General features: G+C 58.8%; 23 protein-coding genes and 1 tRNA gene. 13 read left to right on the top strand and 11 right to left on the bottom strand.

The window, feature by feature from the left end; all coding sequences use genetic code 11:
* The first annotated feature begins 13 nt into the window (after nt 1–13).
* The 6 genes from sctL to J1N02_RS17305 are packed head-to-tail and all read left to right on the top strand — an operon-like array spanning nt 14 to nt 3,945.
* Entirely contained in the window at nt 14–610 is a 597-nt protein-coding gene (gene sctL, locus J1N02_RS17330; protein ID WP_098480399.1) for a type III secretion system stator protein SctL, read from the top strand.
* Between the two features lie 10 nt (nt 611–620).
* Entirely contained in the window at nt 621–839 is a 219-nt protein-coding gene (locus tag J1N02_RS17325; RefSeq protein WP_027606896.1) for a hypothetical protein, read from the top strand.
* A 1-nt stretch (nt 840) separates the two neighbouring features.
* Nucleotides 841–1,233 (top strand): hypothetical protein, encoded by a 393-nt coding sequence (locus J1N02_RS17320; RefSeq protein WP_027606897.1) that lies wholly within the window; start codon nt 841–843, stop codon nt 1,231–1,233.
* Between the two features lie 14 nt (nt 1,234–1,247).
* Nucleotides 1,248–3,383: a type III secretion system outer membrane ring subunit SctC gene (gene sctC, locus J1N02_RS17315; RefSeq protein WP_108573856.1), complete on the top strand. Its 2,136-nt coding sequence runs from the start codon at nt 1,248–1,250 to the stop codon at nt 3,381–3,383.
* Nucleotides 3,380–3,583, top strand: a complete 204-nt coding sequence (gene hrpT / locus J1N02_RS17310) for an HrpT family type III secretion system protein (RefSeq protein ID WP_065924022.1) — start codon at nt 3,380–3,382, stop codon at nt 3,581–3,583. The genes sctC and hrpT overlap by 4 nt, the downstream gene beginning before the upstream one ends.
* A gap of 11 nt (nt 3,584–3,594) precedes the next feature.
* Nucleotides 3,595–3,945 (top strand): transcriptional regulator, encoded by a 351-nt coding sequence (locus J1N02_RS17305; protein WP_108573930.1) that lies wholly within the window; start codon nt 3,595–3,597, stop codon nt 3,943–3,945.
* On the opposite strand, the gene sctU is transcribed toward J1N02_RS17305, so the two are convergent.
* Genes sctU through sctW form a run of 11 tightly spaced genes read right to left on the bottom strand, consistent with a single transcriptional unit; the run spans nt 3,946 to nt 14,107 of the window.
* On the bottom strand, nt 3,946–5,043 hold the full coding sequence (sctU, locus tag J1N02_RS17300; RefSeq protein WP_027606901.1) for a type III secretion system export apparatus subunit SctU: 1,098 nt from the start codon (nt 5,041–5,043) through the stop codon (nt 3,946–3,948).
* A complete protein-coding gene (gene sctT, locus J1N02_RS17295; protein ID WP_027606902.1) occupies nt 5,040–5,828 on the bottom strand; it encodes a type III secretion system export apparatus subunit SctT in 789 nt (262 codons plus the stop codon). The genes sctU and sctT overlap by 4 nt, the downstream gene beginning before the upstream one ends.
* 10 nt (nt 5,829–5,838) lie before the next feature.
* The gene (gene sctS / locus J1N02_RS17290) at nt 5,839–6,102 is read right to left on the bottom strand and encodes a type III secretion system export apparatus subunit SctS (protein WP_027606903.1); all 264 of its coding nucleotides are present in this window, start codon (nt 6,100–6,102) and stop codon (nt 5,839–5,841) included.
* A 7-nt stretch (nt 6,103–6,109) separates the two neighbouring features.
* Nucleotides 6,110–6,763, bottom strand: a complete 654-nt coding sequence (gene sctR / locus J1N02_RS17285) for a type III secretion system export apparatus subunit SctR (RefSeq protein WP_027606904.1) — start codon at nt 6,761–6,763, stop codon at nt 6,110–6,112.
* The gene (locus tag J1N02_RS17280) at nt 6,760–7,773 is read right to left on the bottom strand and encodes a FliM/FliN family flagellar motor switch protein (RefSeq protein ID WP_421147515.1); all 1,014 of its coding nucleotides are present in this window, start codon (nt 7,771–7,773) and stop codon (nt 6,760–6,762) included. The genes sctR and J1N02_RS17280 overlap by 4 nt, the downstream gene beginning before the upstream one ends.
* Complete coding sequence (locus tag J1N02_RS17275) at nt 7,767–8,228, bottom strand: type III secretion system HrpP C-terminal domain-containing protein (RefSeq protein ID WP_421147514.1); 462 nt, start codon at nt 8,226–8,228, stop codon at nt 7,767–7,769. The genes J1N02_RS17280 and J1N02_RS17275 overlap by 7 nt, the downstream gene beginning before the upstream one ends.
* The gene (gene sctO, locus J1N02_RS17270; protein WP_027606907.1) at nt 8,225–8,653 is read right to left on the bottom strand and encodes a type III secretion system stalk subunit SctO; all 429 of its coding nucleotides are present in this window, start codon (nt 8,651–8,653) and stop codon (nt 8,225–8,227) included. The genes J1N02_RS17275 and sctO overlap by 4 nt, the downstream gene beginning before the upstream one ends.
* Nucleotides 8,640–9,998 carry a FliI/YscN family ATPase gene (locus J1N02_RS17265; RefSeq protein WP_027606908.1) on the bottom strand — a complete coding sequence of 453 codons (1,359 nt, stop codon included), beginning with the start codon at nt 9,996–9,998 and terminating at the stop codon, nt 8,640–8,642. The genes sctO and J1N02_RS17265 overlap by 14 nt, the downstream gene beginning before the upstream one ends.
* Nucleotides 9,995–10,894, bottom strand: a complete 900-nt coding sequence (locus J1N02_RS17260; protein WP_421147576.1) for an FHA domain-containing protein — start codon at nt 10,892–10,894, stop codon at nt 9,995–9,997. Before J1N02_RS17260 ends, J1N02_RS17265 begins: the two co-directional genes overlap by 4 nt.
* 34 nt (nt 10,895–10,928) lie before the next feature.
* Nucleotides 10,929–13,022: a type III secretion system export apparatus subunit SctV gene (sctV, locus tag J1N02_RS17255; protein WP_027606910.1), complete on the bottom strand. Its 2,094-nt coding sequence runs from the start codon at nt 13,020–13,022 to the stop codon at nt 10,929–10,931.
* Nucleotides 13,019–14,107, bottom strand: a complete 1,089-nt coding sequence (gene sctW / locus J1N02_RS17250; protein WP_169899173.1) for a type III secretion system gatekeeper subunit SctW — start codon at nt 14,105–14,107, stop codon at nt 13,019–13,021. The genes sctV and sctW overlap by 4 nt, the downstream gene beginning before the upstream one ends.
* A gap of 262 nt (nt 14,108–14,369) precedes the next feature.
* On the opposite strand from sctW, the gene J1N02_RS17245 reads away from it, so the two are divergent.
* The 7 genes from J1N02_RS17245 (at nt 14,370) to J1N02_RS17215 (ending at nt 19,145) form a co-directional block, all read left to right on the top strand.
* On the top strand, nt 14,370–14,921 hold the full coding sequence (locus J1N02_RS17245; RefSeq protein ID WP_065924015.1) for an RNA polymerase sigma factor: 552 nt from the start codon (nt 14,370–14,372) through the stop codon (nt 14,919–14,921).
* Between the two features lie 360 nt (nt 14,922–15,281).
* Nucleotides 15,282–15,358 (top strand) — tRNA-Met (locus J1N02_RS17240).
* Nucleotides 15,359–16,075: 717 nt separating this feature from the next.
* On the top strand, nt 16,076–16,564 hold the full coding sequence (locus J1N02_RS17235; protein WP_027606923.1) for a group I truncated hemoglobin: 489 nt from the start codon (nt 16,076–16,078) through the stop codon (nt 16,562–16,564).
* Nucleotides 16,565–16,655: 91 nt separating this feature from the next.
* Nucleotides 16,656–17,288: a nitrile hydratase subunit alpha gene (gene nthA, locus J1N02_RS17230; RefSeq protein ID WP_027606924.1), complete on the top strand. Its 633-nt coding sequence runs from the start codon at nt 16,656–16,658 to the stop codon at nt 17,286–17,288.
* A 20-nt stretch (nt 17,289–17,308) separates the two neighbouring features.
* Nucleotides 17,309–17,962, top strand: coding sequence for a nitrile hydratase subunit beta (gene nthB, locus J1N02_RS17225; RefSeq protein ID WP_065924014.1), 654 nt, complete (start codon nt 17,309–17,311; stop codon nt 17,960–17,962).
* On the top strand, nt 17,959–18,399 hold the full coding sequence (locus J1N02_RS17220; protein WP_098480406.1) for a nitrile hydratase accessory protein: 441 nt from the start codon (nt 17,959–17,961) through the stop codon (nt 18,397–18,399). Before nthB ends, J1N02_RS17220 begins: the two co-directional genes overlap by 4 nt.
* Before the next feature lie 68 nt (nt 18,400–18,467).
* Nucleotides 18,468–19,145 carry an energy-coupling factor ABC transporter permease gene (locus J1N02_RS17215; RefSeq protein WP_146478126.1) on the top strand — a complete coding sequence of 226 codons (678 nt, stop codon included), beginning with the start codon at nt 18,468–18,470 and terminating at the stop codon, nt 19,143–19,145.
* The last annotated feature ends 230 nt before the right edge of the window (nt 19,146–19,375 follow it).

Here is a 19,375-nt window from a genome sequence, read left to right as displayed (position 1 = left end):
AAGGAAATCAGCGATGTTATGTCGATACACCATTGAGTTGCTCAAGGACGCTACGCACGTACAGAGCAGCCTGATCCTGCGGGAAGAGCTTGCCAACTGGAAGCAGGCCGACCAACTCTTGAACCGGGCCCATGCACAGGCCGATGAGCTGATAAGCCTGGCAGAGGAAAAATGCGAAGCCTTGCTGGAAAAAGTATCCCTGGAGGTCTGGCAGCGCGCGGATGCCCAATTCAAGCGATGGGAGCACGACCGTCAAGCGATGTACGACAGCCTGGAGCACTACGCAACATCGATCACCAACCAGGCAATTCGCTGCCTGCTTGACGAGACGGTAGCCCAACAAAGGCTTGGAGCCCTTCTCAAGCATTTGATGGCGAACCAGATTCAAGAGGTCAACGCCACACTACTCTGTCACCCCCATGACCTGGAGGAGGTGAAACAGTTTTTTGTTCGTCACACCTCCACACGCTGGAAACTTCAGGCTGATGACACAACCCCCCTGCAGACACTGGTACTGAAAACAGATGAGGGCGATTTTCGCATCAGTTGGAATTCGATGATCGAAGCTTTTTTCAACGGCAGTTACGCAAACGAGTCCTCTCCACAATAAGGAAAACCATATGGACTTTTTCGATAAGTTGTCACGCCAACTTTTGAAGAATAACGCTGTCAGCGATAAACGTCTTAGGGCTTTAGTGGAGATGGAAGAAGAGGATGAAGAGTCTGCCGAACTATTCTACAACCTCGCGCTAAGACGCTCTGCGAGCGATATGGCTTATCACGAGCACAAGCGGGCGACCCATCTTATGTACAAATCGACGTTTGAGAGTTTCACCTGATATGCACGAGTTGATCAATGAATGGTTAAACAGCCATAACGAACAGATCAGTTTGTTCGAAGGCGACGATGAAATCATTCTTAAACGTCAAGGGGAAGTGCTATTACTGGGTGCTCAACTAACTTCAGTTCGTCCCGATAATGCAATCCTGCAGAATTGGATGCGACTGGGCGCCGCCAGCCTGAATCATTTCCAAGGCGCACTGGCCCTCAAAACTGAAAGCGGCGCGCTATGGCTGGTTCAAAGTCTGCGCAGCGGGCAGGAAAAGAGGGCTGTGCTCGGCTGTCTCGAAGCCCTGCTTAACCAACGTGACACATGGCGCTCAACGGTGACACGTCTCGCTCAGCCGGCCCGAAACCTCAAACCCACTTCGCTACGCTCACTATCCTACTGAACAGAGAACTGTGAATGTCTAACAAGCCTCACAAGCGCAGTCGCTTGCGTCCAGACTCGCCTGCCGATTCCCTTAAAAGATTCCATTGGCGCAACATGATCCTGCTTCCCTGGCTGCTGATCCCAGCAGGGAACACACTGGCGGCCATACCCCCCGAGTGGAAAAACACCGCATACGCTTATGAAGCTGAACATAAGCCACTCCGGGAAGTGCTGGAGGATTTCGCCCAGACCTTTGGGACACAACTACATGTCGAGGGCCTGCTGGAAGGCAACGTAAATGGCAAGATTCGCGCCAATACCCCGCAGTCGATGCTCGACCGTCTGGGGGTAGAACACCGTTTCCAGTGGTACCTGTACAACAACACCCTCTATATCAGCACGCTGGACCAGCAAGACTCGGCGCGCCTGGAGGTTTCTTCCGAGACCATTGCCGACCTTAAGCAAGCGCTCACCGATATTGGCCTGCTCGATAGCCGTTTCGGTTGGGGCGAGTTGCCCGAAGACGGCGTGGTACTGGTTTCGGGCCCTCGACGCTATATCGAGCAGATCAAACAGTTCAGTACCCAGCGCCGCTCTCCGGATGAAAAGCAGAGTGTGCTGAGTTTCCCGCTTAAATTCGCCAATGCGACGGATCGTCAAGTGGATTACCGCGGCGAGAAGCTCACTATTCCGGGAGTGGCCAGCATTCTGCGTGGATTGCTGGAGCCGCGCTCCAATTCGACCCTCAACAGGCTGAACCAACCCTCCCCGTCACAGCCAGCGCCGCTCGTACCGAACATTCCCCGATTGAACAACCCTTTACTGGGGCAGATGCTGGGTACAAACGTTAACACCGGGCAGGTGGATCCGCTCCCGACACTCACCTCGCGAGCCCCGGTCTCACCGAGCAGGATTCGCGTCGAAGCCGATGTACGCAATAACGCTGTGCTGATCTATGACCTGCCTGAGCGGCAGGGCATGTACCGAGAGTTGATCACTCAACTCGATGTCGCGCGCAAACTGGTGGAAATCGACGCGATCATTCTCGATATCGAGCGCACCCAATTGCGAGAGTTCGGGGTGAACTGGGGGTTTCAGAACAGCCGATTCCGTGGCGGCGTCAATATGGCACCGGGCACCTCTTCACAGGTGTCGATTGAGAACCGCGAGCGCTTCTACGCAGATATACGCGCGCTGGAAGCCAAGGGGCTGGCAAGCATGGTCTCCAACCCCTCGGTGCTCACCCTGGAAAACCAACCGGCGGTCATCGACTTCAACCGCACCCAGTACCTGACCCCCGGCCGGGAGAATGCAACCATTTTACCGGTTACCGTGGGCACCAGCTTCCAGGTGGTCCCCCGTGTCATCACCAGCCGTGGCAGTCACCAGATCCATTTGGCGGTGGATATCGAAGATGGCAACTTCAACGAAACCAACCCCACTCCCGGCAACCTCGATGTACGCCGAGGCAAGGTCAGCACCCAGGCCGTCATGGCGGAAAAGCGCTCACTGGTGGTCGGTGGTTTCCACGTCACCGAAAGCAGCGACAAGCGCAACAAAGTCCCCCTATTGGGTGATATCCCGCTACTGGGCAAGGCGCTGTTTTCCTCGACAGAACGGCAGAACAATCGACGTGAACGCCTGTTCATCCTCACCCCGCGCGTCATCGGTGACCAGGCCGATCCGTCGCGCTACCTGCCCCAGGCCGACCAGGTCGAATTGCAGGCAGCCCTCGCACCGTTGGCGCGGCGCTACAGCCCTCACCAGCCGGTAATCAAGCGCAGCGACATCATCAGTACCCTGGCGCACATGGTCAGCGGGAAAGTGCCCAAGGCCTTCAAGGCGGCACCAATGCCCCTGGGGCTGAACAGTTTGTGCAGCACCCGCGACTTGCTCGCGCTGAACACCGAACGCAGCCAATGGTATGCGGGACCGGACTACAACGTGGCGGTAGTGGTCCTGCGTAACCAGGTCAAACGCCACGTGCGTATCGACGAAAAGGAATGCAGCAACTCGCAGACCCTGGCCGTCAGCGTGTGGCCGCGCGCCTGGCTCAAGCCGGGTGAAGAAGCCGAGGTGTTTATCGCCATGCGCCCGGTGGTGAAGGACGAACACCTCAGCGTGCCCCGCCCCTCCTTGATTACTCCTGCTCAGAAGGCCACGCCATGAAACACCGCTTATTGTGCGTCACCCTGATCGCAACGGCACTGCTTGTCGCCGGCTGCACGCCCACCTGCAAGGGGGACTCCTGCTCACGCCCGCAATCGAGCAAGGACAAGATGGTGATCTGGTGGCCACCGCAGATGCGTGCCGAGCCTGGTCCCGCCGGGGAACGTGCGGATTACCAGACTATCTCGCTGGAACGATGAGCCGCCAGGAAATGCCCGACAATCAACGCCAGGTATTTCTGGACAATCTGGTGAGTGGCGCTGCCGCTCACCTGATGCTCGCTCCCGGTATCAAAGCATGTGCACTGCACGCCGGCAAACGCCCGGGCATGGCCTTGCAAGTCGCTCGTTCAGCATTACAGGCAGGGCAGTTGCAGCAGGTATTGGAGCGGCGCTTTGAGCTTGCCGTGGTGTTCGATGGTTGTTTTATCTACCTGGACGCGCAGGATGCCTTGGTAATCTGGCACGCGCTGCCGGCTGCAAACGATGCGCTCGACGGACTCCTCAGCCGGATGCTTTCCCTGGCCAATCTCCAAGCCCTGGACACACGCTCCACCTGCTGATCAGCGACGTTCCAACTCAGGCAATTCCAGCGTTTCGCGCTTGGCTTCATCATCAAGCTCACGCAAGGTGCGATAGATCAGTGCCACAGCCTGCAAGGATTCGCGGGGAATGCTTGCTCCCAACGCTTTGGTATAGAGCAAGCGTGCCAGCCATACGCATTGGATGACCGGCACCTCGGCAGCCTTCGCCTGCGCAATCAACTGGCGGGCGACGGCATCCGTACCTTTGCTGACCAGCAGCGGAAGCGGTGTCTTGCCCGGGCGGTAATACAGGGCGACAGCAAAGTGGGTCGGGTTGACCACCAGCATGTCGGCTTCCTCCAGCTTGGGCAGCTTGACCTTCGGTTCCTCCTGGGCCAATTGCTGCGCCAGCGCGCGGCGCTGGCCCTTCACATGCGGGTCGCCTTCCATATCCTTGTACTCTTTGACGACCTCGACCTGGGTCATGCGCATGCGCTTGGCGAAGAAGTACTTCTGCAAGGTGAAATCGATAACTGCCAGTACCAGTAACAATGCAAGACAGGCATGCAGCAGATAGCGGAACAGGGCGATCAACGCCAGCAGGTAACTTTGCAGATCGCTGTTGGCCAGGTTGATCAACGTCCCAAGAGAGGGCCAGACCACCAGGAATACGATCAGCCCCAAAAGAAACGCCTTGGCGATGCTCATCAACAGATTCATCAGCGACTGGGCAGAAAAGAATTGTTTAACTTGGCTGATCGGGTTGAGACGATTGAAATCGAGCTTCAGTGCCTCGGGTGCAAACAGCAATCCGAACTGCATCCAACTGGCGATCAGCTTCGTGGCAATCGCCACGCCGGCCATCAGCAGGCCGAATGAGAAGAACACCACCAGGCCTTCAATCAGCACTTCTTCCAACGCCCGTACAAAGGGCTGGTCCAGGCGTGAGATCGGCAACACCATCAATTGCTGGAAACGTTGCAAGCTGGTATCGGCGGTGAACAAGGCGATCTCGCTGATGGCCGCCAGCACCATCAACTTGGCCACATCCTGACTTTGAGCGACCTGGCCTTTCTGGCGCTGGTCACGCAGCTTCTTGGCTGACGCCGGGTGCTTTTTTTCCCCCGAGTCACTCATGGCATCGGGGCCTTGAATAAAAGGCCCAGCGAGTGCTTCAGGTCACTCAGTTGGCTCATACTCCCCACGATCAAGTCCTGCAGCAGCGCAAAATACAACAGCAGAATACCGATCCCCGCCAGGCACTTGACCGGTGGCGCCAGCGTACTCACCTGTAGCTGCTGACTGTAGACCCCCAGCAGTGCGATGCCGAACTCCAGCAACAGCAGCACCGCGATAAAGGGAGCAGCGTAGAGCATCATATGGGTGAAGGTGTCGCCCAGCAGGCCGACAAATACACTCATGCCATCAGGCGCCGGGAGTGGGAACCATACGGTGGGTGGCCAAATCAGGTAACTGTCCCAGATCACCTGAGTCAACGCGCCTAACCCCAGGGTGGCCATCAATAGAAAAATCGCCAATTGCTTGAACAAATGCCCTATCGGCGTCGCATCCGGCCCCAGTGAAGGATTGAGCTGACCACCGGCCAAGGCTCCGCGCTGGTTATCGAGCAAAGCCCCCACCGACTCGAACAGCCAGAACGGCATCGCAAGCAACATCCCCAGCAACACCCCCAGCGCCAACTCCTTGAGCGCCAATGCAGCGAGCACAAACGCTGAGTAATCATGCTCCGTCAACACAGCATGGATACCCGGCGCGGGCATCAGCGCCATGACCATCACAAGGATGTGCCGGAGCATGCCGCGTATATGCTGGAAACAGAACGCCGCCACCAGTATTCCGCACGGGTAGATTCGCGCCATGCCGATCATCAGACTGGGAAGGAAATCAAGATAAGCCAACACGGGCGAGGCCTCAGTTCCGGGCCGAGCGGCCAATCATTTCGAAGGTCAAGTTGATCAGTTGGATCAACTCCACGCCAATCCAGCGCCCCGTCAGGATCAACGTAACCCCTACGGCCACCAGCTTGATGCCAAAAGGCAGCGTCTGGTCCTGTATCTGCATCAATGCTTGCACCAGAGACACCAGCACCCCCACCACCACCGCCACAATCAATGGGGGGGCAGACAGCACCACCACCAGCAACATGCCCTGCTTGAACAGCACAATCGGGTCCATACGCCACTCAGAGATAGGAGAGGAACAAGCTGTCGAGCAACCGTGACCAACCCGACACCAACACGAACAACAGCAATTTGAGCGGCAGGGAAATGGTCATCGGCGAGACCATTTGCATGCCCAGCGCCAGCAGCAGGTTGGAAACAATCAGGTCGATCACGATGAAGGGGATATAGATCAAGAAGCCTATCTCGAACCCTGCCTGCAGCTGCGACAACACGAAAGCCGGAATCACCAGGATCAGATCTTCGCGTTGCACCTCCTGCGCCATTTGTGCAGGCCAGAGGCGCGTGGTGTTTTCCAGCAGGTGCGTCAATATATCCGGGTCCACATTGCGCAGCATGAATGCGCGTAACGGTGTGATGGCCTCATTGCCCGTCTGCAGAAACGTTTGCACGTTACTCATGTCCAGGGGCGATGCCTTGACGCTCTCGGCGATCTCATAACCCACTGGTGCCATGATGAACAGCGTGGCCGCCAACGCGATGCCATTGATGGCCATGCTGGGCGGTACCTGCTGCACACCGATGGCATTGCGGGTGATCATCAGCACGATGACGATCTTCAAGAACGATGTGCAGACGATCAACAGCATGGGCATCAGCGTTAATGCCCCCAGGAATACCGCCAGAATGAGGGGGTCTATCCCCTGCAAACTCATCGGCCGAACATCACGCGAGACAACTGCAACCCCAGGCGCCCATCGACTTCCACCAACTGCCCCTGGCCAATCGGCCGATCGCCGTAATACAGGCCGGCCATGCCGGGAGCGTAACCGCTAATGCCCAATACCGAACCGGGCGCGAGGTTACGCAGTTCGCCCAAGGTAAGGTTCAGCGTTCCACAGCGCACATTCAGCGCCATGCTCAACTCATCGAATGGTTCGTGGCCAAATACATCCACGACCGGTTCATCATCCTCATGCTCCGAGTAATGGGGCGCTGCAAAATGTTCGTCCACAGACGAGTCCTCGATAGAAGTAAGCGTCAGGCACAACGGCCCGGTGTCATCGTCAATGCGGCCATGCAAACGTTGCCTGCCAACCTGCACGTAGCCGCTGCCTTGGGCGGAAAAAAAATACGGGCCGAGCACCAGCACATCACCGGTACGCAGGCTGCGCACCTGCGCAATCGGTAACTGCACGCGGCCCAGGGTCACGGCGATTGCCAGTTGAAACGGCGCCGGCAAAGCTGCCGCAGTGGCGCGCCAAGGCCCTGCCTCACACAAGGCCAGGAAACTCTGGGGGGTCAACCATAGGTAGCCTTCAACCCGGGACGCCCCCTGGGTCACACTGAGCCGGCAGCCAAACCCCTTGGGTCGATCCGTTTCCAGCAAGCGCACATAACCCAGCAGCGCCCGCACCTGGGGACTCATGTGGTACTGGTACAAGGCCCAGAACCAGGAGTCCGGATCGTTGCCAACCTGGGACAGGGTCACCGGGCACTCACCCAGCAGACTGAGCAACGGCCCTGCTTCTACAAGCGCCAGCACGCCACACACCGTCTCAAAGCACAAAGCCTTGCCGCCAGCTGGGGCACGCCCGGGCTCAATCAGCAACTCGCCGGCCTGCCCGGCCACCTTGAACGGCAGGCGCAGGCCGCGCCCCAATCGACGGCGCGCGGCAACCGTATCGCTATTAATCAAGGGAAAGGTCAGCGCCGGCATCAGCATGCGCAACCGACGCTGGGCATCAGCAAGTTCACCGGCAGCCCCAGCGCTCCCGCGAATCGACCCTCGCACTGTTGGCGTACACCGCAAAGCCAGCGCGCCGTAGCGTCCTGCTCCGCCTCCAGCTCGATCGTCCAGGCGCCCTGCTCGCGGCGCACGCTGGCATTGATCCGCCCCAGGCGAGGCAAGTACAGCACCGCCTGCAACGGCCACTGCGACGCAGCCTGCACACGAGGCGCCAGTTGCTCGGCAAGCGCCTCGATCAGGGCTATACTGGTAGACGCCTGTTTGCCCGATAAGGCAGTCCCCACACCAGCGCCGCCATCGTCTCCAGTAAAAAATTGAGTGAATAATCGCCCGAGTTCCATGGACACGGCTGTCGTGGCCCCCGGCTCACGCTCCTCCCGCGGCTCGCGCTGGCGCGGACGCTCAGTGGGTTTATTTGAAACCTGGGTCATGTCGGCTCCTGAGCCAGTAAGAGGGATAACTCCTGAAGTTTTTCCACCTGCCGCAGGCACTCCGTGACATGTTTCTGGGCGCTGCCAACCCGACTTTCGCTTTCCCCCTGCTGGCCCCGCAACGCCTCCAACTGGCCTATCTCCCGCTGAGTACTGGCAGATAGGGAGCGCTCCTGCGCGCCCCAAGATTTCAAGGCCTTGAGGCTCAGCACCTGACCCTGATGCTGACTGAGCAATTCAGCACTTTGCCGGGCCTCCTCCTGCCGAGTCTGCTCAAGCGCATCCTTAGCCTGCTGGATATGTGCAAGCAGGGCCTGCTGGGCGCGCCTGGCCTCACGCAGGGCGCGCTCGGCGCGGTCAGCCCTGTGCCTGCGCAGGCGCCGCAACGTCTCGACTTCACCGAGAAGCACATCAGAATGGGACATGGGCGGTCAGATCCTTAAGTTGCTCCAGCGTCGCCACCATCGGCGTAGGCACACGCAAGTCCTGGCGCAGGAACCCGTCGACCGCCTGACGGCTGTCCACCGCCAGATCGGTCAGGGCATCGCTGCCGGGTTGATACTCTCCCAGCTTGAGCATCAGCTCGATCTGTTGGTACGCCGACAACAACCGTCGCAATGCCGTACCCGCCTGGATGTCCTCCGGCTCCGCGACGTTGCTCAAGATCCGTGAAAGGCTTGCCAACACATCCACCGCCGGGTAGTGCCCACGCTCGGCAAGCTTGCGGGACAGCACGATATGCCCATCGAGCAGCGAGCGAACTTCGTCGGCCACCGGATCGTTCATGGAGTCCTGCTCAATCAGCACCGTATAGATCGCGGTGATCACACCGTCACGCGTCAACCCGGCACGCTCCACCAGTCGTGGCAGCAGGCTGTATACCGAAGGAGGCAAACCTCCGCGCCCCAGGGGTTCGCCGGCAGCCAGGCCGATCTCACGCTGGGCCCGGGCGAAACGGGTCAAGGAGTCAATCAGCAGCAATACCCGCTGCCCCTTGCGCCGAAAACCTTCGGCTAATGCCGTGGCCGTGAACGCGGCGCGGGCGCGCTCCATGCTGGAGCGATCGGAGGTGGCGCACACCAGTACCGCCTTGGCGCGCAGCTGGTCATCGAGCTCATGGTCGAGAAATTCACGCAGCTCCCGCCCCCGCTCGCCGATCAGGCCGAACACGATGACATCGCACTCGACGTTACGCGCGATCTCGGCCAGCAGGGTGGTCTTGCCACAACCGGCCCCGGCGAACAGGCCTACACGCTGCCCCTCGCCAATCGTCATCAGGCCATCGATCGAACGCACGCCGGTGGCCAGTGCACGGTTAATCCTCGGCCGCTCAGTGGGCAACGGCGCTTCACACAACACCGCACTGGTATCCGGTAAGTCAGCCTCGACAAACGCACTCACGCCCTGCCCCGTAATCGGCCGCCCAAAACCATCCAGCACCTGGCCCAACAGGGCCTCGCTGACCTGGACTCGATGCGATACCCCAAGGCGCTCCACTCCAGCACCTACCCGCACGCCTTCCAAATTACCCAAGGCGCTGAGCACCGCGTCCTGCTGATCGAAGCCGATGATCTCGGCGAGCATGTAGTCGCCTGGACTTTTTTCCACCTGGCACAAATCGCCGATACGCGCCTGGGGTAGCCGGCACTGCAGCAGCATGCCGTTGACGCGCTGGATTCGGCCACGCATCGTCACCGGTGCAAAGGTGCTCAGTGACTGGGCCTGACGCTGTTGCCAGGCGTCCAGACGAGCTTGCAGTTCCGCACTCACCAGCGCACCTCGTAACGCTGCGCACCATCAAAAACCACTTTGCCGTTGTCGATCAGCACCAGCCGCAGCCCTTCCACTTCGTCGCCCACAAACAGTCGGCTGCCTTCTTCCAGGACCACGTGACCATTCGGCCCGCCGACGATTTGCACAATCCTGAATGGCAGTGTGCCGTCGCGCACACGCACACGGCTGATCACCGGCACCGAGCTGTCGAATTGCTCGCCAAAACGGCTGAGCATGCGCGCTACCAGCTCCACCTCGTCCTGTGAGACCTCTCCATTGAGCGCCACCTGGTCATTGATCACTTGCAAGGTGACCCGCTGACTCAACTCACGCTCGCTGAGCATCTTCAACAACTGCTGGCGTACTTCAAAAGACGAAGCCAATTCCTGTTTCTGCACCGCGGGCGGCATCAGCGAAGCCTGCGCCTCACGCTCCCCAGTGGAAACCATGCCCACTGCCACAATGATTACCGTCACCACCAGCACCAGGCTGATCAGGCGCTTCTGCTGGGAGGGCGAGATTGACGATAACGTCATCACCTGCGCAGGCACATCGGCCGCTAGCGGCACTACCGGAGCAGGGGCTGCGGGTTGAGGCCAGGGTTGCTCGGCCAAGGTCACGCACAGCCGCACCCCTCCCACTGTAAACGGCACATTCAGTTCCAGTTTGGCGATCTGCGCCAGTACCTGGCCTTCGGGGTCTCGCAACAGTCCGGCTTCGGCCTGCACCAACCAGTTGGCGTCGATAAACCGCAGGCACGCATGCTGCTCGACGACTCCCGGATCGTTCAGCATCAGGTCAGCGTCCGCGTGCGCACCAATACTCCATCGCTCCCCAAATAACGGCAACGCAGCGCCCTGGCGCAGCCCATCAAGCACCCTTAACTCAAACATCATCGCAACCTCCACGCTGGCCATGGCCGAATACTCATGCCACCGCACCACGCATCAGCTCGTCCTGGCCCAGGTCAATGCGCCCCAGCACCTTGACCTTGGAGGAGCTCCCCAACTCGGCAAACGACAGCACCGGGACATGGTTGAACTCTTCCAGCAGCAAGGTACGCAAGGGGCTTCGCAGGTCCTGCGCCACCAACAGCACACTTTTACTCTTGGCCCTTAAGGTAAAGGCCTGGTTGAGCAGGCTGATCAACGCAGCGCTGTGCTCATCGTCAAGCGCGAAAAACACCCCGGTCTGGGTCTGTCGCAATGCCTCGCGCAGGATGTTTTCCGTATGCGGTGAAAGCAGCCAGGCATGCAGGCCGTCGGCCTCGCTGTACTGGTGGAAAATCTGCGCCTTGAGCGCAATACGCGCGTAGTCGGCCAATGCTTCCGGTTCACGCTCATGCTGGCCATACTCGATCAACGATTCGACAATCAGCCGTACGGCCCGCAGCGGCACACCTTCGCTGGCCAGGCGTTGCAACACCGACGAAAAGCGCGACAGCGGCATGATTCGCTGCAGTTCCTGCACCAGCTCCGGCTGGTTGTGCTCCAGCCAGCTGAGGATCGACTTGCTCTCCTGGATCCCCAGGAACTGCGGGCCGCTGAGCATCATGGCCTGCTTCATGCGTTCGATGATCAGACTGGTCGCGGTGAAGCGCTCCAGTTGCGGATCGTCGAGCAGTGGATCATCCGGTGCCAGCCAGACCCAGTCCTGTTCATCACGCTCGGCCAGCCCGGGTATTCCATGCTCGGGCTCGACCGTCAAGGCGTTACGCTCAACGGCCAGATAGTTGACAACCGAGGCCTTGACCATCGGCACTTCATGCACACAGAAACGCATTTCGTCGGCGGCCAGCGAGTCATCGAGCTCGACCTCGAATGGCGGCAGGGTCAGGCCGATATTGGCAACCAGTGCATTTCGGGACTGGCGAATCCCATGAATAAGCTCCGTCACCTCAGGCGTCCCACGCAAAACCGGGGGAAACTGCAACAGGTAGGGGCGCGACGGATCGAACCCGCGCAAGTCCTCTTTTCCGTTCTCTTCGGGACGCACGGCTTCGGAGGCTTCGGCCGCGGGCGCTGCCTCTCGCTGACGCTGGCGCATCAGGTAATACCCCAATGTGCCGGTTATCAGCGAAATAAGGATAAATACCCCGGTCGGCATACCGGGCACTATCGCAAAGGCGAGCATGCCCACCGAAGCGATTATCCAGCTCTTGGGCTCGCTGGTCATTTGCCGGGCAATTTCGGCCCCCATGTTACTGATGCCCTTGCGCCCCTCCGGCGCCACCCGGGTGATGATCATGCCGGCGGTCAGGGAGATCAGCAGCGCCGGAATCTGTGCAATCAGGCCATCGCCGATAGTCAGCACCGAATACAACGCCATTGAATCAGCGGCGCTCAAGCCGTGCTGGAACATGCCCGTAGAGAAGCCACCCAGCAGGTTGACCACGACGATGATCAACCCCGCGATAGCGTCGCCCTTGACGAACTTCATGGCCCCATCCATCGCACCGAACAACTGGCTCTCACGGGACAACTGCTCGCGCTTGTCCCGCGCTTGCGTGCCGTCGATCAGGCCGGCACGCAAGTCACTGTCGATGGACATCTGCTTGCCCGGCATGGCGTCCAGGCTGAACCGCGCCGCGACCTCGGCCACCCGTTCCGAGCCCTTGGTGATCACCAGGAAGTTAACCAGGGTCAGGATCAGGAAAATCACCATTCCCACCGCCAGGTTGCCACCCACCACGAAATTACCGAAGGCCTCGACGATATCGCCGGCGTCTTGCTCCAGCAGGATCAGACGCGTGGTTGCAATCGACAGGGCCAGTCGAAACATGGTGGTCAACAGCAGGATCGAGGGGAACGAAGAAAACGCCAGGGGGCCCGGCAGGTAAAGCGCAAGCACGATCAACAGGCACGAAATGCAAATATTGAGGGCGATCAGAATATCCACCAGCCAGGTGGGTAACGGCACGATAAAGATGAATACGATGGCCATGACCACCACAGCGCCCAGCACCTCGGCGCGTTGTGCCACTTTGAGCAACCCACGGTTGATGGCCGACAGAGCGGTCACGTCATCAGCCTCGGTTCACCGGCATACCGTGTGGGTCCACGCAAGGCGCGGTCCAGTTCATCGATCACCGTCAGCAGGATCTGCAGGGTTTCCAGACGTATTCGCTTTTCGGACCACAATGCCAGGGGAAATTGCTGAAAAAGAGGGTAAAGGGCATTGAGGGACATCAGTTGACGGTCAAGCGGACCGCCTCCCAGTTCGTCCCCCAACCGCAGCAATTCATCGACAGCGATACCGGCGCCGGCATACCCCAGCAGGCGTTGCAACAAGCTCACGGCGTTATGCTCGATACTCAAGCGCTGGATCAGCTTGTGACAACCGCCCAATACGCTGCTCAGTTGCCCGCAGTCCCGCAGGCCCATCAGCAAAGTGCGCAACAGGGGTGTGGGCATTGACGACACCGCGGCCGCGATGTCATCCGCCAAAGCCTTACGCATCACCTTGAGCCCGACGTGGAACTGCTCACCACCATATACACCCAGCAAAGCCTGCATCATCGTCGACAGGGACTGGCGCGTGACCACACTGGCATAGTAGAGCACACGCAGTGCCTGGCGCTCCTGCGGGTCGACCCCGGCCGACTGCAATGCCAAGGCAATGTTCAGGCCGGCCTGGATCTCCCCTTTGAAACGAGCCTCAAGCTTGGCAATTGCATCGCGCGCCAACGTAGTGTCGGACGGGCGGCCCTCGCTGTCTGCCTTGGCCACCACATGCTTGAGCACCACGAACGCGCGCGCCGGGTCCCCGTCCGCAAGCTTCAGCAATTTTTCGACAGTCGGTCTGTCCTGCAATTGCTGCCTGAAGAGCAGTGAGAGGAAAGCCAGGGTTTTCTTGGCCGGATGGCCCAACTGATCATAAAGTTGCGCAAGCTGCTCGGCCGGGAGCACGCGTACCACCATCTTTCGTTCGTTCAGCGCCCGGCTGTTGAGCTCCACCTCCTGACCAAACAGATGTGCAAGCTCATCGATGCCCTTCGCGGATGTGTGCACTTGCGCTGAGGCATGGCTGACAACCGCTTCACCCTCAGAGGGGTGGGTGCGCACATCGTTACGAGGGTCAGTTGTTTTACGGGATACTTGTTCCATGGACACGCCAGTATAGGAAGAGTGTTTCCCTGTGTGGCAACGTCTCCCCATGCAGTTCCATCAAAATCCGTGCTCACTAGGAATTTGAAAAAACTTGCAAAAGCCTTAGGCGCCCCATGCAAATCACTGCATAAAAACCCACCAAATAAAAATATTTATATATGTAAATCATATAGTTATGTGTTTTTTTCGATTGGCACAGGGAGTGCTAAGGGGACCTGTCGACACCCGCTCGACTGCGTCTACCCTAAGGAAAAAAAACATGAATCTCCCCATTGAAGCTTTAGCTCACCTCGTTGGCAGCTCGCCTCAATTCATGCATCACCTGACAGACGACCAGCAGAAAAAACTCAGGCGCTTCATTCACAAGCGCGTACTTAACCCCGAAGATGCGGATGATCTTCTGCAACTGACGTACCTGGAGGCCTGGCGCAACCGCGAGCGCTTCTGCGGTAACGCCTCGCTCAGCACCTGGATGTGCGGCATCGCGCAAAACCTGATTCGCAACCACTTCAGGCGCATGTATGCCAAACCCGTGCATTGCGAATTTGATGAATCGTTGTGGCATGGACAGGAAGAAAACAACAACCTGGATTGGGAGTTTGAGATCAACCGCCGCCTGGAGAACACCCTGAGCGCCATTGATCACCTGCCGGCGGAAATGCGCAAGACGATGTACGCCTCCCTGGAAACCGACGGCAGCTATCAGGACACAGCCGACGTATTGGACATCCCCATCGGCACCGTTCGCTCGCGACTGTCGCGCGCACGAGAACAGCTCAAGCGTGCCACCCAGAATCCGTTTCAATCGTAAATCCGGTTGACTGGCCAAGCGTTGGGCGACAGGGATATCTGCCCAACCGAACCAGACCTCTTTCGTACGTGCCAGGCAGATCGCCCAGCCTCCTGACAGTACCGCACCGATCCCACCAACACCGAACATCAGCCCCACGCCTCTCGGGCGATCAGTCCAGCTGCCAGCAGGAGCAGCAGGCAGGTTTGCGCTGCGGTCGAGGATTGCTCGGCGTCATCGGTGTCTCTTCACGGGAGAAGCGAATCAGCAACCACTCGTCGCCCAACTCGCTCATTTCCGATAAACAATTGAAAGCGTAGATAAAAACTCAAAATAAATGCTTGACGCATTCCCGTTCTACGCGAATAATGCGCGCCACTTGGCTACATAGCTCAGTTGGTTAGAGCATAGCATTCATAATGCTGGGGTCCGGGGTTCAAGTCCCTGTGTAGCCACCAAGTACCGATCCATAGATGTCTACAGCAGTCTATGAATCACCTCAAGAAGCCCGCCTCGTGCGGGCTTTCTTGTGTCTGGCCGTTTATCCCTGTCTATCCCTCCCCACCCCGCACCATCGCTGCCCACTGGCATGCCGGACATCTATACCTGTCCTTTTTAACCAAACGGTTGTCCATTCGAGCCAAGCACACTTCATCTCCCCTAGATAATGTTCACTCCACGCCGTGTCCCTAAAAACACAAATGACGAGGTGTCTCATGCATCTACGAGAACAGCAGCGACTATCCGATTCATCCTGGTTTTTACACAGATGGGACATGGCACCCGAAGAGTTTGCCACTTACCTGCTGCAACTCGGGACCTTGGTGCTGCAACGCCGATGGAATGGGAGCAATCGTAAAACACCAACGTCCACGGCGATCTAGAACAGCGAACCGTCCGGTCAAGACAGAAATAAAGGAACCCCAGTCACGGACCATATATCCCCCCATGCCCGCAGGACCAGTTCCGATGTCAGCATTCTGCGTCGGCTGCAAGCACGGTTTTCCTAAGCCGTTGTCCGTCTAGACCAAACGATTGTCCTTGCCAGCAAAGCGTGCGCTCGACAGCAGCTCTAATTTTGTATTCGTCGCACGTTCTCGCGCCCTTTATCAACCGTGCGGAACACGACATTGAGCGAATCAGATCGTCCCCAGCCGAAACGGAGAAACCGCATCATGACCGACCAGCAACCATCCGTGGAACAACAGCCCTCCCTCTATGCGCGTCTTGGGGGCTACGACGTCATTTATCAGTTCGCAGGTGCAGTTTTGAGGAAGACCATGGGACATCCCGCTATCGGCCATATCTGGGCGCACATGTCCGAATCAACATTCCAGAAGGAACACATCAACTTTGTCGATTTCCTTTCTGAACATTGGGGTGGCAGCGCCAAATACCGGGGCAGGGACATGGTCACCGCGCATCGCGGAATGGGTCTTACCGAGGTGCACTGGCAAGCCGTGCTCGATTGTCTTGAGGAATGCTACAACGACTACGATCTGGCACCGGACCTGCGCAAAGAGGTCAATGACTTTCTGATCAAGTTTAAACCCGCCGTGATTGGTAGCCCCTCCTACCGCGACGTAGTACTCGCACACCCCGAAATGGACCCCGCCAAAGGAATGAAAAGCGTTGGGGTAATTTGGCCGAAACGAGGAAAGTAACCTGTGAAAAAGCTGGCGCCGGATACGGGTATTGCTGCACTCGTCGAGTAATGCAGGGAGCGATTTCACCAACTTCAGAGGGGGCAAAGACATGAGCCATACGCACGAACATCATCACGATCACGACCACACTGAGCCACCGGAGGCCATAGCGCTACGCGTCAAAGCGCTCGAGTCCCTGCTGACGGAAAAGGGCCTGGTCGATCCCGTCGCCATGGATGCTTTGGTGGACACCTACCAACACAAGGTCGGCCCGAGAAACGGCGCCCAGGTCATAGCGAAAGCCTGGTTCGACCCTCTGTACAAACACAGGCTGCTGGAAGATGGCACTGCAGCCATCGCCGAGCTGGGCTTTTCTGGTGTTCAGGGTGAAGACATGGTGGTCGTGGAGAACAGCCAGACCGTGCACAACGTGACGGTATGCACACTGTGCTCCTGCTACCCGTGGCCGACCCTGGGCCTGCCACCGGTCTGGTACAAATCCGCACCTTATCGCTCGAGGATAGTCATTGACCCGCGCGGCGTGCTGGCGGAGTTCGGTCTGACGATTCCTGATGACAAGGAAGTTCGCGTCTGGGACAGCAGCGCTGAGCTGCGCTATCTGGTATTGCCGGAACGTCCGGCGGGTACTGATGGCTGGAACGAGGAACAACTGGTCGAACTCGTGACTCGCGACGCCATGATCGGTACCGGACTGCCTAAGAATCCGGATCAAGTAGCCTGAACCTGAAAAGGAGAAAACCCATGAATGGTATACACGACCTGGGCGGCATGCATGGTTTCGGCCCAGTGCTCACGGAAGAGCACGAACCCATCTTCCATCATGATTGGGAGCGCAGGGTTTTTCCGCTCTTCGCCTCGCTCTTCGTCGGCGGGTACTTCAACGTCGACGAATTCCGCCACGCCATCGAACGCATGAAGCCGGCCGAATACCTGCAGTCGAGCTACTACGAGCACTGGCTGCACGCCTTCGAGACCCTGCTGACAGAAAAGGGCGTCATCAGCGCCGCCGAACTGCAGGGTACGGCCAAACCAACCCCACCGACACAGCCCGTCACGGTTTTAACTCCGGATATCGTCGACGCCGTCGTGCTCGGCGGCGCCTCGTCACGAGCAAAAGAAGATGTCCCCGGCCAATTCCGAGTCGGTGACCGGGTGCGGACGAAGTGCCTCAACCCAACCAATCACACCCGGCTGCCACGCTACGCGCGCGGTAAGGTCGGCACAATCGTGATCGCGCATGGCGCGTTCGCTACCCCGGACACGATGGCCCATGGTTTGGGCGAACAGCCGCAGCAGGTCTATGCCGTACGCTTCAGTGCCGAGGAATTGTGGGGAGTACGGCGACCGGACAGTGTGTGCATCGACCTATGGGACAACTACCTGGAGGCCGTATGAACACGAGCATGCGCCACGACTACAAGGCCGTCGGCCTCCCTCTCGACGATGAAGGCCCGGTGTTCGACAAGCCTTGGCAGGCTCAGGCTTTTTCCCTGCTGGTGCACTTGCACCAAGCCGGCGTGTTCCCCTGGAAGGACTGGGTGCAGGTATTCAGCGAAGAGATCAAGGCTGCCCCGGCGCAACCCGGAGAAAGCGTCAATGACGCCTATTACCGGCAATGGATCACGGCCATGGAAAGAATGGTCACCACCCTCGGCCTGACCGGGATGGAAGACATCGTCCAGCGGGGCGAGGAATGGAGGCAGGCCTACCTGAATACTCCCCATGGACAACCGGTGGTTTTGCTCAATGCAAGTTGTCCACCGGCCCACGGGCACACCGGTGAGCATCTGCCGCATCGCGAGCCCGTGGCGATCAGCCGAGCCTCTCACTGAGGGCGGAGCAGTTTTTTGTTGTCCTTTTTTACCTAGCAAGCCGCAGAGGCGGCCAAGGAGTCATCGTCATGCATATCGAACCTGGCCTCGTGGAAGCCGGAAAACTCTGGCTGAGCTATGTTACCGCCGCAAGCGTCGGCACCTACACCGTCAAACTCGTTGCGGACGCCATTGGCGAACGAGGTGCCGTCTCGCTGGTGGTTCGCGCCGCCGCCGCCACGGCGCTGGTGTTTGGCTTCTTTGAACTGCTGCCGCATCATCCGGTTGGCGTCTCGGAGGTGCATCTCATACTCGGTTCGACGCTGTTCCTGTTGTTCGGTGCAGCACCTGCCGCAGTAGGTCTCGCTTTGGGGCTGTTAATCCAGGGTCTGTTCTTCGCCCCATTCGACCTGCCGCAGTACGGCATGAACGTCACCACCCTTTTGGTACCGTTGTTGGCAGTTGCTGCCCTGGCGCGGCGTATCATCGCGCCAAACACGCCCTATGTTGATCTGGGCTATCGCCAGGCACTGGGCCTGTCGACGGCCTTCCAGTCAGGCATCGTCGCCTGGGTTGCCTTCTGGGCCTTCTACGGGAAGGGCTTCACGGCAGAGAACGCACTGTCAGTCCTGACCTTCGGCAGTGCCTACATGACCGTCGTCATCCTCGAGCCGCTGTTGGACCTGGCCGTGCTGGCCGGTGCCAAGGCAACGCATCGCCTGCGTAACAGCAGGCTGGTCGAGCACCGTCTGTACCAGGCCGCCTGAGTCGACAGACGCCAGTCCAAGCCAGACTGTCCCCGGGCATTCGAAGACCGCAATGCTCGGGGCATCAAGAGCGAGAACGACCTCAACACCTCGTGAGCAAAACTGGAGGTAGTTGATGCTTTTCAGAAATAGCCCCCGCAAGTCAGTCCGGGGAGTACCGCTGGCTCCATATTCATGGCGAAACGCGCCGTGATGAACGGGGACTACCAACAGATGACCGCGGGTCACCC

Source organism: Pseudomonas sp. NFX5 (genome assembly GCF_049132125.1).
Lineage (GTDB): Bacteria > Pseudomonadota > Gammaproteobacteria > Pseudomonadales > Pseudomonadaceae > Aquipseudomonas > Aquipseudomonas marginalis.
Note: the sequence above shows the minus strand (reverse complement) of the source record. Positions and strands in the feature narration are given on the sequence as shown.

What these genes read in the sequence shown, in the direction of transcription:
- J1N02_RS17220 (WP_098480406.1), top strand. Translation starts at nt 17,959, where the DNA reads ATGAACACGAGCATGCGCCACGACTACAAGGCCGTCGGCCTCCCTCTC.
- sctU (WP_027606901.1), bottom strand. Translation starts at nt 5,043, where the DNA reads ATGAGTGACTCGGGGGAAAAAAAGCACCCGGCGTCAGCCAAGAAGCTG.
- J1N02_RS17215 (WP_146478126.1), top strand. Translation starts at nt 18,468, where the DNA reads ATGCATATCGAACCTGGCCTCGTGGAAGCCGGAAAACTCTGGCTGAGC.
- J1N02_RS17275 (WP_421147514.1), bottom strand. Translation starts at nt 8,228, where the DNA reads ATGACCCAGGTTTCAAATAAACCCACTGAGCGTCCGCGCCAGCGCGAG.
- nthA (WP_027606924.1), top strand. Translation starts at nt 16,656, where the DNA reads ATGAGCCATACGCACGAACATCATCACGATCACGACCACACTGAGCCA.
- J1N02_RS17325 (WP_027606896.1), top strand. Translation starts at nt 621, where the DNA reads ATGGACTTTTTCGATAAGTTGTCACGCCAACTTTTGAAGAATAACGCT.
- J1N02_RS17280 (WP_421147515.1), bottom strand. Translation starts at nt 7,773, where the DNA reads ATGCTGATGCCGGCGCTGACCTTTCCCTTGATTAATAGCGATACGGTT.
- sctL (WP_098480399.1), top strand. Translation starts at nt 14, where the DNA reads ATGTTATGTCGATACACCATTGAGTTGCTCAAGGACGCTACGCACGTA.
- sctW (WP_169899173.1), bottom strand. Translation starts at nt 14,107, where the DNA reads ATGGAACAAGTATCCCGTAAAACAACTGACCCTCGTAACGATGTGCGC.
- sctR (WP_027606904.1), bottom strand. Translation starts at nt 6,763, where the DNA reads ATGAGTTTGCAGGGGATAGACCCCCTCATTCTGGCGGTATTCCTGGGG.
- nthB (WP_065924014.1), top strand. Translation starts at nt 17,309, where the DNA reads ATGAATGGTATACACGACCTGGGCGGCATGCATGGTTTCGGCCCAGTG.
- hrpT (WP_065924022.1), top strand. Translation starts at nt 3,380, where the DNA reads ATGAAACACCGCTTATTGTGCGTCACCCTGATCGCAACGGCACTGCTT.
- J1N02_RS17245 (WP_065924015.1), top strand. Translation starts at nt 14,370, where the DNA reads ATGAATCTCCCCATTGAAGCTTTAGCTCACCTCGTTGGCAGCTCGCCT.
- sctS (WP_027606903.1), bottom strand. Translation starts at nt 6,102, where the DNA reads ATGGACCCGATTGTGCTGTTCAAGCAGGGCATGTTGCTGGTGGTGGTG.
- J1N02_RS17320 (WP_027606897.1), top strand. Translation starts at nt 841, where the DNA reads ATGCACGAGTTGATCAATGAATGGTTAAACAGCCATAACGAACAGATC.
- sctC (WP_108573856.1), top strand. Translation starts at nt 1,248, where the DNA reads ATGTCTAACAAGCCTCACAAGCGCAGTCGCTTGCGTCCAGACTCGCCT.
- J1N02_RS17260 (WP_421147576.1), bottom strand. Translation starts at nt 10,894, where the DNA reads ATGTTTGAGTTAAGGGTGCTTGATGGGCTGCGCCAGGGCGCTGCGTTG.
- sctO (WP_027606907.1), bottom strand. Translation starts at nt 8,653, where the DNA reads ATGTCCCATTCTGATGTGCTTCTCGGTGAAGTCGAGACGTTGCGGCGC.
- J1N02_RS17305 (WP_108573930.1), top strand. Translation starts at nt 3,595, where the DNA reads ATGCCCGACAATCAACGCCAGGTATTTCTGGACAATCTGGTGAGTGGC.
- J1N02_RS17235 (WP_027606923.1), top strand. Translation starts at nt 16,076, where the DNA reads ATGACCGACCAGCAACCATCCGTGGAACAACAGCCCTCCCTCTATGCG.